The organism is Streptomyces sp. NPDC048297 (assembly GCF_043201585.1).
Classification (GTDB): domain Bacteria; phylum Actinomycetota; class Actinomycetes; order Streptomycetales; family Streptomycetaceae; genus Streptomyces.
In genome coordinates, this window is record NZ_JBICZA010000028.1 from 105,530 (window position 1) to 120,035 (window position 14,506).

15 protein-coding genes are annotated in these 14,506 nt (G+C 71.3%); 4 read left to right on the forward strand and 11 right to left on the reverse strand.

The window, feature by feature from the left end:
* Positions 1–62 precede the first annotated feature (62 nt).
* Positions 63–1,577, forward strand: coding sequence for an MFS transporter (locus ACGFYV_RS27380; protein WP_393881137.1), 1,515 nt, complete (start codon positions 63–65; stop codon positions 1,575–1,577).
* 92 nt (positions 1,578–1,669) lie between these two features.
* Here ACGFYV_RS27380 and ACGFYV_RS27385 read toward each other — a convergent pair whose 3' ends face one another.
* From ACGFYV_RS27385 to ACGFYV_RS27395, 3 genes are all read right to left on the reverse strand, one after another.
* Entirely contained in the window at positions 1,670–2,149 is a 480-nt protein-coding gene (locus tag ACGFYV_RS27385; RefSeq protein WP_393881138.1) for a GNAT family N-acetyltransferase, read from the reverse strand.
* A gap of 67 nt (positions 2,150–2,216) precedes the next feature.
* A complete protein-coding gene (locus tag ACGFYV_RS27390; protein WP_393881139.1) occupies positions 2,217–3,623 on the reverse strand; it encodes an NAD(P)/FAD-dependent oxidoreductase in 1,407 nt (468 codons plus the stop codon).
* Positions 3,624–3,632: 9 nt separating this feature from the next.
* A complete protein-coding gene (locus ACGFYV_RS27395) occupies positions 3,633–4,298 on the reverse strand; it encodes a rhomboid-like protein (protein ID WP_393881140.1) in 666 nt (221 codons plus the stop codon).
* Positions 4,299–4,452: 154 nt separating this feature from the next.
* Between ACGFYV_RS27395 and ACGFYV_RS27400 the strand changes: the two genes are divergently transcribed.
* On the forward strand, positions 4,453–5,631 hold the full coding sequence (locus ACGFYV_RS27400) for a nitrous oxide reductase family maturation protein NosD (protein WP_393881141.1): 1,179 nt from the start codon (positions 4,453–4,455) through the stop codon (positions 5,629–5,631).
* A gap of 74 nt (positions 5,632–5,705) precedes the next feature.
* Positions 5,706–6,734, forward strand: coding sequence for a methyltransferase (locus tag ACGFYV_RS27405; RefSeq protein WP_393881142.1), 1,029 nt, complete (start codon positions 5,706–5,708; stop codon positions 6,732–6,734).
* A 104-nt stretch (positions 6,735–6,838) separates the two neighbouring features.
* Here ACGFYV_RS27405 and ACGFYV_RS27410 read toward each other — a convergent pair whose 3' ends face one another.
* Genes ACGFYV_RS27410 through ACGFYV_RS27440 form a run of 7 tightly spaced genes read right to left on the reverse strand, consistent with a single transcriptional unit; the run spans position 6,839 to position 12,090 of the window.
* Complete coding sequence (locus ACGFYV_RS27410; protein WP_393881143.1) at positions 6,839–7,162, reverse strand: TcmI family type II polyketide cyclase; 324 nt, start codon at positions 7,160–7,162, stop codon at positions 6,839–6,841.
* 20 nt (positions 7,163–7,182) lie between these two features.
* Complete coding sequence (locus ACGFYV_RS27415) at positions 7,183–7,662, reverse strand: SRPBCC family protein (protein WP_393881144.1); 480 nt, start codon at positions 7,660–7,662, stop codon at positions 7,183–7,185.
* Position 7,663: 1 nt separating this feature from the next.
* The gene (locus ACGFYV_RS27420; RefSeq protein ID WP_393881145.1) at positions 7,664–7,918 is read right to left on the reverse strand and encodes an acyl carrier protein; all 255 of its coding nucleotides are present in this window, start codon (positions 7,916–7,918) and stop codon (positions 7,664–7,666) included.
* A gap of 40 nt (positions 7,919–7,958) precedes the next feature.
* Positions 7,959–9,197 carry a ketosynthase chain-length factor gene (locus tag ACGFYV_RS27425; RefSeq protein ID WP_393881146.1) on the reverse strand — a complete coding sequence of 413 codons (1,239 nt, stop codon included), beginning with the start codon at positions 9,195–9,197 and terminating at the stop codon, positions 7,959–7,961.
* 7 nt (positions 9,198–9,204) lie between these two features.
* Positions 9,205–10,464: a beta-ketoacyl-[acyl-carrier-protein] synthase family protein gene (locus tag ACGFYV_RS27430; protein WP_393881147.1), complete on the reverse strand. Its 1,260-nt coding sequence runs from the start codon at positions 10,462–10,464 to the stop codon at positions 9,205–9,207.
* Positions 10,461–10,931: a cupin domain-containing protein gene (locus ACGFYV_RS27435; protein ID WP_393881148.1), complete on the reverse strand. Its 471-nt coding sequence runs from the start codon at positions 10,929–10,931 to the stop codon at positions 10,461–10,463. Before ACGFYV_RS27435 ends, ACGFYV_RS27430 begins: the two co-directional genes overlap by 4 nt.
* A 58-nt stretch (positions 10,932–10,989) precedes the next feature.
* Positions 10,990–12,090 carry a SchA/CurD-like domain-containing protein gene (locus ACGFYV_RS27440; protein WP_393881149.1) on the reverse strand — a complete coding sequence of 367 codons (1,101 nt, stop codon included), beginning with the start codon at positions 12,088–12,090 and terminating at the stop codon, positions 10,990–10,992.
* A 199-nt stretch (positions 12,091–12,289) separates the two neighbouring features.
* Here ACGFYV_RS27440 and ACGFYV_RS27445 point away from each other — a divergent pair, with 199 nt between their 5' ends.
* The gene (locus ACGFYV_RS27445; RefSeq protein ID WP_393881150.1) at positions 12,290–13,936 is read left to right on the forward strand and encodes an FAD-dependent oxidoreductase; all 1,647 of its coding nucleotides are present in this window, start codon (positions 12,290–12,292) and stop codon (positions 13,934–13,936) included.
* A gap of 75 nt (positions 13,937–14,011) precedes the next feature.
* On the opposite strand, the gene ACGFYV_RS27450 is transcribed toward ACGFYV_RS27445, so the two are convergent.
* The coding region (locus tag ACGFYV_RS27450) for an IS30 family transposase (protein ID WP_393881151.1) at positions 14,012–14,506 on the reverse strand (495 nt) is incomplete at its 5' end.

Below are 14,506 nucleotides of genomic sequence, written 5' to 3' on the forward strand. Positions count from 1 at the left end.
GACAGCGAGAACAGCCCCCGGACGCGGATGCGACACGTCCTGATTCATGGTCTTCTGGGCGAATGGACATCGGCCGAACGGGTGAGTCCCGTCCGGTGAGAACCGGAACCGAGGCCACCGATCCCCGCCGGTGGTGGGGCCTGGTCGTCATCGCCCTCGCCCAGCTGATGGTGGTCCTGGACGCGACGATCGTGAACATCGCGCTCCCCTCGGCACAACACGCCCTGCACATGTCCGACGGCAACCGGCAATGGGTGATCACCGCGTACACCCTCGCCTTCGGCGGCCTCCTGCTGCTGGGCGGCCGTGTCGCCGACCTCGCCGGACGAAAACGCACCTTCGTCATCGGCCTGATCGGCTTCGCCGGCGCCTCCGCGATCGGCGGCGCGGCGACCGGGCCCGGCATGCTCTTCGGCGCCCGCGCCCTCCAGGGCGCCTTCGCCGCCGTCCTCGCGCCCTCCGCGCTGTCCCTGCTGACCACGACCTTCACCGACCCCCGGGAACGCGGCAAGGCGTTCGGCATCTACGGCGCCCTGGCCGGCAGCGGCTCGGCGATCGGGTTCATCGTCGGCGGTCTGCTCACCGAGTACCTGAACTGGCGCTGGTGCCTGTACGTCAACGTGCCCATCGCGATCATCGCGGTCGTCGGCGCCGCCACCCTGCTGCGCGACCGCCCCCGCCGCGACGACGCCCGGCTCGACGTGCCCGGGGTACTGCTCGGCTGCGGCGGCCTGGTGGCCATCGTCTACGGCTTCAGCGAGGCCCAGCCGCGCGGCTGGACCGACCCGCTGGTCCTGACCCTGTTCACGGGCGGTGCGGCGCTGCTCGTCGCCTTCGTCCAGTGGCAGAACCGGGCGCCCAGCCCGCTGCTGCCGCTGCGCATCCTGCGGGACCGCGACCGCGCGGGGTCGATCCTGACGATGATGCTCGCGGTGATCGGCATGTTCGGGCTGTTCCTGTTCATGACCTACTACCTGCAGATCATCCTCGGCTACTCGCCGGTCCGGGCCGGCCTGGCCTTCCTGCCGCTGACGGCGGCGATCATCACCGGCTCCACGCAGATAGCGGCCCGACTGCTGGTCCGCGTGCCGCCGCGCCTGCTCATGGTGCCCGGCATGCTCCTGGCCTCCGCCGGCCTGATGCTGCTGACCCGGCTGCGGGTCGGCTCCTCCTACGGCACCGAGATCCTGCCCTCCCTGCTGCTGATGGGGCTCGGCATGGGCCTGACCTTCATGCCGGTCTTCTCCACCGCGACCGCCGGCGTCGCCCCCCGCGACTCCGGCGTCACCTCGGCGACCGTCAACAGCGCCCAGCAGATCGGCGGTTCGATCGGCACGGCCCTGCTCAACACCATCGCCACCACCAGCAGCGCGGCCTACGTCACCGCCCACCTGCACAACCCCGCCGACAAGGCCTCCGTCGTCGCGGCGGGCGTGGTGCACGGCTACACGGTCGCCATCTGGTGGGCCGCCGGCGCCACCCTGCTGGCCGCCCTGACCGCGGGCCTACTGGTGACAGCCAGATCCCCCCGCCAGGAGGTGACCGCCAAAACCCCGGTGACGGAATCGGTGAGCTGAACCGCCCGCCCGGCCGGGAGTCCGAGGCGTTGCGAACCTGATCCGTCGCAGCTGAGCGTCGGCCCCCCGTCGTCGTACCTGCGTCGTCGTACCTATCGCCCCGCGCCCAGCCCCGTCAGCGCCCCGTCCGTCAGGCGGTAGACCGTCCATTCGGTCTGTGGGCGGGCGCCCAGGGTTTCGTAGAAGCCGATCGCGGGGCGGTTCCAGTTCAGGACCGACCACTCCAGGCGCTCGTAGCCGCGCTCGACGCAGATCCGGGCCAGTTCGGTCAGCAGGGCGCGGCCGTGGCCGGTGCCGCGGGCGGCGGGGCGGACGTAGAGGTCTTCCAGGTAGATGCCGTGGACGCCGCGCCAGGTGGAGAAGTTCAGGAACCAGAGGGCGAATCCGACCGGCTCGCCGGTCGTGTCGTCCACGGCCATGTGGGCGAAGGCCGCCGGGCGGTCGCCGAACAGGGCCTCCCGTAGCTGTTCCTCGCTCGCCCGTGCTTCCTCCGGTGCCTTCTCGTACTCGGCCAGTTCGCGGATGAGGGTGTGGATGACGGGGACGTCGGCCGGGGTCGCGGTGCGAATCATGGGGGGAGGGTAGCCAGTGGCGCCGTACGGCGGGCTCGCCGCCCTCCCCTGAATCCTCGCCCCGGTTTCAGTGGCGGCCCGCGACCCGGTCCGCCACCTGGGCGAGGCGGGAGGAGCCGGTGCCCGGGTGGAGGCGTTCGCGCTGGTCGGCGGCGCGGTAGGTGGCGTACATGCCCTGGACGCCGAGCCAGCGGAAGGGTTCGGGTTCCCACTTGCGGACCTTGTGGTTCACCCAGGGCAGCTCGGTCAGGTCGGTGCGGCCCGCCTGCCCGGAGTCCTGCTGGACGAGGTCGCACAGGGTGCGGGCGGCCAGGTTGGCGGTGGCGACGCCCGAGCCGACGTAACCGCCGGCCCAGCCGAGCCCGGTGGCCCGGTCGAGGGTGACCGTGGCGCACCAGTCGCGCGGTACGCCGAGGACGCCGGACCAGGCGTGCGCGATCCGGACCCCGGCGAGGGCCGGGAAGAACCGGGTGAGGATCTCGCCGAGGGCCTCGATCGTCGCGTCCTGGGTGCGGCCGTCGTTGTCGGTGCGCGAGCCGAAGCGGTAGGGCACCCCGCGCCCGCCGAGCGCGATCCGGCCGTCGGCGGTGCGCTGCGCGTACATGTAGGCGTGCGCCATGTCGCCGAGCGTCTCGCGGCCGTCCCAGCCGATCGCCGCCCACTGCTCCTCGGTGAGCGGCTCGGTGGCGATCATCGAGGAGTTCATCGGCAGCCAGGTGCGTCGCTGGCCCTTGAGGGACGCGGTGAAGCCCTCGGTGCAGCGCAGGACGTAGGGGGCGCGGACGGTGCCGTAGGGGGTGACGGCGTGCTTGGCGCTGATCTCCGTGACCGGCGTGGACTCGTGGATGGTCACGCCGAGCGCCTCTACGGCGGCGGCGAGGCCCTTGACCAGCTTCACCGGGTGCAGCCGTGCCCCGTGCGGGGTCCAGGACGAGCCGACGGCGTCGGCGACCCTGATCCGCTCGGCGGTCTCCCGGGCGCCGTACAGCTCCCGGTCCTTCTCGCCGTACGACAGCTCGTGCTCGTGGAAGGCCTTCAGCCGGGCCAGCTGGGCGGGCGTGGTCGCCACTTCCAGCACCCCGCCCTTGTGCAGGTCGGCGTCGATGTCCTCGGCCTCGGCGACGGCGATCACCTCGTCGACGGTGTCGTTCATCGCCTTCTGGAGGCGGACCGCCGCTTCGTGACCGTGCAGTTTCGCGTAGCGGTCGCGGCCCGCGATGCCGTTGTACAGCCAGCCGCCGTTGCGGCCGGAGGCGCCGTAGCCGCAGAACTTCTGCTCCAGGACGGTGATCCGCAGGAAGGGGGCCGCCTTCTTCAGGTAGTAGGCGGTCCACAGTCCCGTGTAGCCGCCGCCGACGATGACGACGTCGGCGGACGCGTCCTCGGACAGCGGCTCCCGGGCCGTCGGGATGCCGTCCTGCGCGTACCAGAAGGAGATGCCGCCGTTGACGGCATGCGTTGCCGAGCTGCTCATGCGCGGACGTTAACCTCTGAGTGCGGCCAGTGTCTCCTTCGGATTCCATGCTTTTCCGCGGCCCCTGACCAGCGGATGGCAGGCGAGCCCGATCAGGACCGACACGAGATGCCCGAAATCGGTGAAGGTGCGGCCGGTGACGAGCGGGATGCCGTAGACGGCGGCCAGGGCCACCAGGTACGGGTACCGCCAGGGCGGGGCGAGCCGGTACGTGAGCACCGCCGCCACCCCGGCCAGTGCGTAACTCACGCCGATGTCCAGGGTGTTGACCGCCGCCTGCGGGGCGTGCCCGTCGTGGATCGCCTTCAGCAGCGCCGACTCGCTGATCAGCGTCGCCAGTACGTGCGCGGCCACGCACACCGCGAACCAGCGCAGGGTGCCGAGCCAGCGTTCGGCCTGGGCGTGGAAGACGGTGTACAGGGCGGCGTACGGCACCCAGTGCCCGCCGTCGATCCACATCGCGCTGGTGATCAGCACCCGTACGGGGTTGTGCGACAGCTCGTGGATGTTGGTGGAGCGCTGGCGCAGGAAGTCCTGCTCGAAGTCCGGCGACATGTGGTGCAGGGCGACGGTGGTGAGGAACAGGATCAGCAGCCACACGTAGGTCCCCGGCGCGCTGCGGACGTACGCCGCGACCGCCCGGAGCCCTCGCCGCGTTCCGCCGACCCGATTCACAGACGTCAGTATGGTCGGCACGGTGATCGGGGCGCTTGGCGGGCCTGCCGCTCGACGGGCCTGCCGCTCGCCAGGAGAAAACGGGCGGCGCCGGACACGCCGCCGGACGGCCTATCCGGGCACAGTCCGATTAATCGGTCATACCGTACGCGATATGAAGAAATGCCATCTCGCTTATCTCGCGTGCGCGGCCGCGCTGGCCACCACGGGTCTCGGTGCGGCGCCCGCCGCGGCGACCCACACGACCCTGCTGGTCCGCCCCGGCGAGTCGATCCAGAAGGCGGTGAACGCCGCGCAGCCCGGCGACACCGTCCTCGTCCTGCCCGGCACCTACCACGAGAGCGTCACCATCAAGACGCCCCGGGTGACGCTGACCGGCACGGGCCTCCGGACGGTCATCGAGCCCGGCGCCACGAAGACGGCCCCGCAGACCACCGCGAAGGCCGCGGAGGAGGCCGCCGCGAAGGCCGCGGAGAAGACCACCGCGAAGGGCGCCGCGAAGACCACCGCGAAGGCCGGCCGCGGCACCGCCCCCCGTACCCCGAAGAGCTGCGCCGAGGACGGCAACGGCATCTGTGTGCTCGGCACCAAGACGAAGAACGTCGAGGGCGTCACCGTCTCCGACCTGACCGTGACCGGCTTCAGCCGCGCCGGCGTCTTCGGCATGGCCACCGACACCATGACCGTGCGCCACGTCAACGCCTTCAAGAACGGCGTGTGGGGCATCGCCCAGGAGCGCTCCGTGCACGGCGTCATCGAGCACAACCGCGCCCACGAGAACGGCGACGCCGGGGTGTTCCTCGCCAACACCATCACGGAGGAGGCGGGCGCCTACGACGCCGGCGCGACGCTCGTGCGGCACAACCGGCTAGACGACAACCGCATCGGCATCACCCTGCGCCGCCTGCGCAACCTCACCGTCGAGCGCAACGGCATCACCGGCAACTGCGCCGGCGTGTTCGTCATCGGCGACGAGAACAAGCCGAAGGCCGGCCACCTGACCGTGACCCGCAACGTCGTCACCCGGAACAACAAGTTCTGCGCGAAGACCGAGCGGCTGCCCGCCCTGCAGGGCGCCGGCATCGTCCTCACCGGCACCGAGCAGACCCGCGTGAGCGACAACGTGGTCACCCACCACTCCGGCACGTCCGTGTTCTCCGGCGGCGTCGTGCTCTTCAAGAGCTTCGTCGGCGTCACCAGCGACAAGAACAGCGTCGAGGGCAACCTGCTGTCGGACAACTCCCCCGCGGACCTCGTGAACGCGGCCACGGGCAAGGGCAACACCTTCCAGCGCAACTCCTGCCGGGCCTCGAAGCCCGCGGGCCTGTGCTGACCGCCCGCCCGCTGCCCCTGAACGACCGGCGAAGGCCGAAGACCAAGAAGCCGAAGAACGAGAAAGGGCGGCAGATGACGACCGCTGAACAAGCCCCACCGCCCCCGATGCGGCTCCGCGAGCTGGTGTTCGGGGCGGCCTGCTCCGCCGCCGTCCGGGCCGCCGCCCGGCTCGGCGTCCCCGACGCCCTCGACCGCGAGCCGATGGCCGTCGAGGACCTCGCGGCCGCGGTGAAGACCGAACCGGGTCCGCTGCGCCGGCTGCTGCGGGCCCTGTCCTGCTACGGCGTCTTCGCCGAGCGGCCCGACGGCACCTTCGCGCACACCGACATGTCCCGGCTGCTGCGCGAGGACGACCCGAACAGCCTGCGCGCCATCGCCCTGTGGTGCACCGAGCCGTGGACCTGGGACGCCTGGCCCAGGCTGGACGAGGCCGTGCGCACCAACCACAACGTCGTGGAGGACCTCTACGGCAAGGAGTTCTTCACCTACCTCAACGAGGACGCCCCGCAGTCCGCCGACGTCTTCAACCGCGCCATGACCCGCTCCAGCGAGCAGTCCGCCCGGGAGGTCGCGGCCCTGCTGGACCTGTCCGGCGCGACGTCGGTCGCGGACATCGGCGGCGGCCAGGGGCACGTGGTGGCCTGCCTGCTGGACAAGTACCCGGCGATGCGGGGCAGCCTCCTCGACCTGCCCCGGGTCGTCGAGAACGCCCTGCCGAGGCTGCGCGAGGGCGGCGACCTCGCCGGCCGCGCCCACATCGTCCCCGGCGACGTCCGCACCGCGATCCCGGTCCGGGCCGACGTCTACGTCATCAAGAACATCCTGGAGTGGGACGACGAGAGCACGGCCCGCACCCTGCGCAACGTCGCCGCGGCCGGCGGCCCCGGCGCCCGGGTCGTCGTCATCGAGAACCTCGTGGACGACACCCCCTCGATGCGCTTCAGCACCGCCATGGACCTGCTGCTGCTCCTCAACGTCGGCGGTGCCAAGCACACCACCGACAGCATGGTCTCCCGGCTGACCGCGGCCGGACTCGTCGTGGACGACATCAGCCCGGTCAACCCCTACCTGCACGCCTTCGACTGCCACGTCACCGGCTGACCCCGCAGACACCCGCACGTACAGCAGACACACATGGCACCGGCCGCCGGGCCCGCGACACCGCGGGCCCGACGGCCGGTGGCCGTCCGCAACTGCCGTACGGCTCAGTCCCGCTCCCACACGTAGAAGCGCTGCGCCATCGCGTCCTTCGGCGACCGCCACGTCTCGGGGTCGTACGCGCTGACGTACGACGTCAGCCGCTCGCTGATGCCCCGGAACTCGGGGTGGTTCGTCACCTTGGCGATGGCCGGCCCCGGGTCCCGCTCCGACTCGACGAGGTGCATGTACACATCGCCGAACTGGAAGAGGCTGCGGCGGCGCACCCCGACGAGGTGCGGCAGCTCGCCCCGGTCCGACTCCGCGAAGATCTTCGCGATGTCCTGGGCCGATCCCGGTGCCATCCGGGCGACGATCAGTGCCTGGTGCATGGACGTGCTCCCTGCTCGGTTCAGCCGGCCGCGGCCGGGGCGGGCCGGTGTCCGGCGGCGGCCTTCTCGATCTTGTCCCGGATGAGGGCCATCTGGACCTTGGAGTTCTTGTTGATGTTGTCGGTCATCCAGTCGTCGTCGACCGGAGCCTCCGGCTTCATCGCGAAGTCCTGCGTCCAGACCATCCGCGTGCCCTCGGGCACCTGCTCGTACGCCCAGTGGATGTTCATGTGGGCGAAGGGCCCCGTCTCGACCCGGCGGGCCCTGACCGTGCGGGAGGAGGGGTCGGGCTCGCGCTCCGAGACCCAGCTCCACACGGTGCCGTTCTCGTCCGGGTGCATGGTCAGCCGGAACGTCGTCCGGCGGCCCTCCCGCTCCAGGACCTCGACCGACGCGTACTCGCTGAACAGCCGCGGCCAGTTCTCCAGGTCGTTGGTCATGTCCCAGACCAGGTCGAACGGAGCGGCGATGGTGATCTCGTTCTGGGTGTGTCCTGCCATGTCAGGCTCCTGCCATCAGGGTGGTGTTGACGAGGTCGAGGAACTGACGGGGCGTCTTGCAGCGCTCCGCGTCGGGCGGCATCGGCGTACCGTGCCGGTTCTCCAGCTCCCCGACGATGCCGAGCAGACCGAGCGAGTCGACGCCCAGCGCGTCGAAACCGGTGCCCGACTGCGCCTCCAGCGTCTCCGGCGACACGGTGATGCCGGCGGACTTCTGCATCAGCCCGGCCAGCTCTTCCACGGTGATCTGGGTCATGCGCTTTCTCCTTTGCTGTTCGCCTGCTGGTGCTGTTCGCCTACTGGGCGCCGTGCCGCAGCACCAGCGCCGAGTTCGACCCCATGAGTCCCCGGCTGAGGACCAGCGCCGTACGCAGCTCGGCGGGCCGAGCGCGACCGGTCACGAGGTCGAGGTCGTGGCAGACGTCGAAGACGTTCGGCGTCGGCGGGATCAGCCCGTGCTCCATCGCGAGCACCGCGGCCGCGCAGTCCAGCACCGGAGCCGCGCAGTAGCCCCGGCCGATCCCGGTCTTCGGTGCCGTCACCGGCACCCGGGCGCCGTGCGCGCCGAGCGCGTCCCCGAGCGCCAGCGCCTCGGCACGGTCCGCCTCCGGAACGCCGAGGGCGTCCGCGAAGACGACGTCGACCTCCTCCGGAGCACAGTCCGCCTCCTTGAGCGCCGCCCGGATCGCCTGCGCAAGACCCTCGCGGGACTCCGTCCAGCGGGACGCCCCGGTGAAGGTCGCCGCGTGTCCCGCGACGAACGCCCGGACCTCGGCGCCCCGTTCGCGGGCGGCCCGCTCCGCCTCCACGACGAGCATCGCGCCGCCCTCGGCGGGCACGAACCCGCTCGCCGCGCCGGTGAACGGGAGATAGGCGCGGGCCGGATCCTGCTCCCGGCTCAGCTCCTCGTACCCGAGCTGGCACACCATCGAGTACGGCGCCAGCGGCGCCTCCGTCGAGCCGGCCACGATCGCGTCCGTGCCCCGCCCGACCGCACGCGCCGCGTGCGCCAGCGCGTCCAGCCCGCCGGCCTCGTCCGAGGCGACCACCGAACACGGGCCCTTGAGACCGCGCCGGATCGAGATCTGACCGGTGCTCGCCGCGTAGAACCAGGCGATGGACTGGTACGGCCCGACGAACCGGCTCCCCTTGCCCCACAACTGCTGGAGCTCGCGCTGACCGAACTCGCCACCGCCGGAACCGGCGGCCGTGACCACCCCGATGGAGAAGGGGTCCGCACCGGTGTCGCCCTGGCCCAGCCGGGCGTCCTCCAGCGCGAGGTCCGCCGCGACCATGGCGAAGTGGGTGAACCGGTCGGTCTGCACGAGGAACCGTCCCTCGACCGCCGCCGGATCGAACGCGCGGACCTCACCGGCCACCTTCAGCGGAAGGTGCTCACAGCCCTCGCGGGTGATCTCGCCGAGGACACTGAGCCCCTCCTGCGTGGCCTTCCAGAAGGCGTCCGTACTGGTGCCGTTGGGGGCGACCACACCGATTCCGGTGACGGCCGCACGCCGTTCATGCGCTGCGCTCATCGAGTCCTCACTCCCTCGGCCGGGTCAGGATCACCGCGGACTGGAATCCGCCGAACCCACTGCCGACCGACAGCACGCCGGACAGCTTCCGCTCCCGGGCCACGCGCGGGACGTAGTCCAGGTCGCACTCCGGGTCCGGCGTCTCGTAGTTCGCTGTCGGGGGTATCGCCTGCTTGGCCATCGCCAGCACGCAGGCCACCACCTCGATCGCCCCGATCGCCCCCAGCGAGTGCCCCACCATCGACTTGATGGAGCTCATCGGGGTGTCGTAGGCGTGGGGCCCCAGCGCCCGCTTCACGGCCGCCGTCTCATGACGGTCGTTCTGCCGGGTGCCCGAGCCGTGCGCGTTCACGTAGTCGATGGCCGTCGGGTCGAGCCGGGCCTGGTCGAGGGCCGTCTCGATCGCACGGGCCATCTCCACGCCCTCGCTGGTCAGACCCGTCATGTGGTACGCGTTGCCGAACGTGGCGTAACCGCTCAGCTCGCAGTACACGTGCGCACCCCGGGCCCGTGCGTGCTCCAGCTCCTCCAGGACGAGCACCGCTCCGCCCTCGCCCATGACGAACCCGTCACGGTTGTTGTCGAAGGGCCGCGAGGCGTGCGCGGGATCGTCGTTGTTCGGGGACGTCGCCTTGATCGCGTCGAAGCACGCCATCGTGATCGGCGAGATCGGCGAGTCGGAGGCCCCGGCCAGGCATATGTCCGCCCGGCCCTCCTGCACGGTGTGGAAGGCGTACCCCACCGCGTCCAGACCCGAGGTGCAGCCCGTCGACACGGTCTGCACCGGCCCCTGGGCCCCGAACCGCTCCGCCACCGACGAGGCCACCGTGCTGGGCGAGAACGCCCGGTGCAACTGCGGCTCCGCCCGCTGGTGATCGACGTCCCAGCGCTCACCACCATGGCTGACCAGCACATAGTCGTGCTCCAGCCGGGTCGTGCCGCCGACCGCGGTGCCCACCGACACCCCGACCCGCCACGGGTCCTCCCGCGCGAGGTCGAGACCCGAGTCCCGCACCGCCTCGTCGCCGGCCACCAGCGCGAACTGTATGTACCGGTCCGCCCGCTCCACCTGCTCCGCGTCCAGACCGTGCGCCGCCGGGTCGAAGTCGCACTCCGCGGCGATCCGGGAACGCAGCCCCGAGGGGTCGAAGAACGTGATGCCCCGCGTCGCCGTCCTGCCGTTCGCCAGCAGATCCCAGAACGCCGGTGCACCGATCCCGCCCGGGGCCACGATGCCTATGCCGGTCACCGCCACCCGCCGGCTCATGACCGCACCTGGTCCCGCTCGGCCGCGCCCACGGCACCGGCCGGCGCCGCCTCGGTCACCACGGCCGCGGCGCCGATGATCTCCGTCTCCTCGGTGTCCACGTGACCCAGCTGAGGACGCGGGGCCAGCGGACCGAGGTGGAAGACGATCCGCGCCTCCACCTTGCCGACGTTGCGGAACCGGTGACGCATGTGGGCCGGGATCATCAGGCCCTGCTCCGGCCGCAGATGATGCGGCTCGTCGTCCAGGTCCACCTCCAGCTGCCCGCAGACGACGTACACGAACTCCTCGGAGTACGGGTGGTAGTGCTCACCGATGCGGTCTCCGGGCTGCACGATGGCCACGCCCATGAAGCCGCTGGTGGCGCCGACCGTCGCCGGCGTCAGCATGGCGCGCAGGTCGCCGCCACGCCGCACGTTGGGCTCGACCTCGCTCAGGTCCACGATTTTCGGACGGGGTTTGATCACAACTTCCTCCGTAGGGTGTGCCGGCTCGGCGCTTACTGGGGAAGACCCGCTCACCGGATCAGGCGTCCGGCGAACGGCGGTCGGTGACGAGCTCCATCCGGGTGGCCTCGCCGGCGAGCAGCTCCCGCAGCTCACCCGCAGCCCGGGAGTCCCGCGGCAGCACGTCGACGTCCGCGCCGCGCACGTCGACCAGTCGCACCACCACGTCGTCGCGCTGGAACACCGTGCTGCGCAGCACCGTGGCCGCCGGGTTCTCCGCCGCCGCCTGGTCGTGCTGCGCGAGCAGCTCGGCCAGCCGCATCCCCTGACCGGGGCGCGCCGGGTAGAACAGGGCCAGCCGCGCCTGCTCCGGCTGCTTGCCCGCGTTCACGTGGTGCACGGCCGGCAGCGCCGCCCGGGTGAAGAACATCCGCGCCGACTCCTGGTCGTCCAGGTCCCGGTCCTGCTCCAGATACGGGTTGATGGCCTCCTCGACCGCCCGGATCTGCGGCTGCTGCGCCACGTGCCGCAGCGCCGCCAGCAGGTCGCCGCGCACCTCGATGGCCCGCACCACCCGGTTGCCGTGCATGAACAACGAGGTCCGGCACAGTCGCGTGGTCTCGTCGACCTGGGCCTCCGGCGAGGCGTAGCCGGCGAGGATCTTCGCGACCTTCTCCTCGCTGCCCGGCTTCACCGTGAACGTCAGCGCGTGCCGGATCACTCCGTCACCGACGTGCGCGTGCTCCTGCAGCCGGCGGTTCGCGGCCTTCCCGGCCTTGTCCGCCTTCTGCGCGGCCAGGCCCGAACCGGTCTCCCGGACGACGTGGAACCGCAGCGAGCGGGTGTCCCGGACACAGCTGTGCAGCGGCTGCACCATCCGCACGTGCTCCTCGCTGTTCACCCAGGTGAGGAACGGCGGAGCACTCTCCCACTCGCTCGTGATGAGCCACTGGGACGGGTTCTCGATCGACTGGCACAGCTGGTCACTCACATGACCGGGCACCGAGGCGACCTGCTTGCCCAGCTGCTCGTACGCCTCCAGGAACTGCTGCTGCGCGCCGTCGAAGACGTCGACCAGCAGGACGACCCGCAGCGGCGAGCCGTCGAACACGGACTGGGAGACACGCTTCGACGCCTCGCGGGTCAGCGCTTCTGAGGGACGTTCAGACGTAGTGGTCATCCTGCACACATCTCCTTCGCGGGACAGAGCCGTTGCCGGCCGCGATGTGGCGACGGCAGCGTGCCTTGATCCTGTGCCGGTCCCCACAAGCCCGCGACTCGTATGAACCACGCGGGTGATTGGGCACGCGGAGGCGGCGCCACCGGGCATGAAAAGTCACACGCCCCCCGCACGCGCACCCCAGTCACTGGAGGCTTCGATGCATCAGAAAGCCGACCACCGGGTCCCCGTTCTCATCGTGGGCGGCTCACTGGTGGGCCTGTCCATGTCCGTGTTCCTGGGCCGTCTCGGTGTGCGGCACATGCTGGTCGAACGGCACTCGGGGACCTCGGTCCACCCGCGCGGACGCGGCAACAACGTCCGGACGATGGAGCTGTTCCGGGTCGCCGGCATCGAGCCGGACATCAAGGCCGCCGCCTCACTCCTCGCCGACAACCACGGCATCCTCCAGACACCCACTCTTGTGGGTGACGCCGGCGAGTGGCTCTTCAAGCACATCGACCCGGGCGGCGGACTGGCCCGGTTCAGCCCCACCAACTGGTGCCTGTGCAGCCAGAACGACCTCGAACCCGTCCTCCTCGACAGCGCCCGCGAACTCGGCGGCGACCTGCGCTACTTCCACCGGATGGAGTCCTTCGAGCAGGACGCCGACGGAGTGACGGCCGTGGTCCTCGACCGCAGGACCGAGGAACGCCTCACCGTCCGCACCGACTACCTCGTCGCCGCCGACGGCCCCCGCAGCCCCGTCCGCCACGCCCTCGGCATCGGCCAGAGCGGCCCCGGCGACCTCTTCGCCAACGTCAGCGTCACGTTCACGTCCGCGGGGCTCGCCGACGTCGTCGGCGACCACCGCTTCATCTGCTGCTACCTCACCAACCCGCTGGCCGACGGCGCCCTGCTCCCCGTCGACAACAAGGAACGCTGGGTCTTCCACGCCCCCTGGCACCCCGAGCTGGGCGAAACCCTGGAGGAGTTCACCGAGGAACGCCTGCGGCACCACATCCGCACCGCCGTCGGCGTCCCCGGCCTCGACGTGAAAATCACCGGCTTGGCCTCATGGCGCGCCGCCGAACGGGTCGCCGACCGGTACGGCACCGGACGCGTCTTCCTCGCCGGCGACTCCGCCCACGAGATGTCCCCCACCGGCGCCTTCGGCTCCAACACCGGCATCCAGGACGCCCACAACCTCGCCTGGAAACTCGCCGCCGTCCTCGACGGCTGGGCCGGCCCCGGACTCCTGCGCACCTACGACACCGAGCGCCGCCCGGTCGCCCAGGCCACCAGCGCCCGCGCCTCCGCCCGCTCCGTCGAGCACAGCCACCCCGGCTTCGCCCCCGCCCCCGGCGTCGGCGGCGCCAGGCGCGGCGGCATCCTCAACGTCGTCCTCGGCTACCACTACGCCCACGGCGCCGCCCTCGGCACCGACCCCGACCAGCCGATCGTCCCCGACGCCCTCAGCCTCACCGGCCGCCCCGGCACCCGCGCCCCGCATTTGTGGCTGCGCCGCGACGGCAGCCGCCTGTCCACCCTCGACCTCTACGAACGCTCCCTCGTCCTGCTCGCCGACTCCCCCGACGACGCCGGCTGGCACGCGGCCGCCCGCCGCATCGCCGACACCTCCGCCGTACGCCTGGACGCCTACCGCATCGGCCCCAGCGCCGACGCCGACCTCACCTACGACCCCGACTCCCCGTCCACCGACTGGGCCGAAGCCCACGGCACCACCGCCGACGGCGCCGTCCTGATCCGCCCCGACGGCTTCGTCGCCTGGCGCGCCACCGCCGCCGTCCCGGACCCGGAAGGCGTCCTGCGCGACGCCCTCAGCACCGTGCTCCGCACCCGCTGACCTGCCCGAACAGCAGAAGGCCCCACACACGTCACGGCGGATTCTAGGGATCGTCGCAACACGTGATCGGTTGTGTCAGACGGCGAGCAGTTTATGCAGACGCTCGGCTGGGGTTTCCCAGCCGAGCGTTTTGCGTGGGCGGCCGTTGAGCTGGGCGGCGACGGCGTCCAGGTGTTCGCGGCTGTGGACGGACAGGTCGGTTCCCTTCGGGAAGTACTGCCGCAGCAGGCCGTTGGTGTTTTCGTTGGAGCCGCGCTGCCAGGGGCTTGCCGGGTCGCAGAAGTAGACCGGGACGTCCGTGGCGACGGTGAAGCTGTGATGGGCGGCCATTTCGGAGCCCTGGTCCCAGGTCAGGGACCGCTTGAGGTGCGGTGGCAGCCTGTGTGCGGCCTCCGCCAGGGCGTCTCGGACGCTGGCCGCGGTGTGGTCGGTGGGCAGGTGGAGGAGCATCACGTAGCGGGTGCTGCGTTCGACCAGGGTGCCGATCGCCGAGCCGCTGTTCTTGCCGATGATGAGGTCGCCTTCCCAGTGGCCGGGCACGGCCCGGTCGTCCGCTTCGGCCGGGCGGTC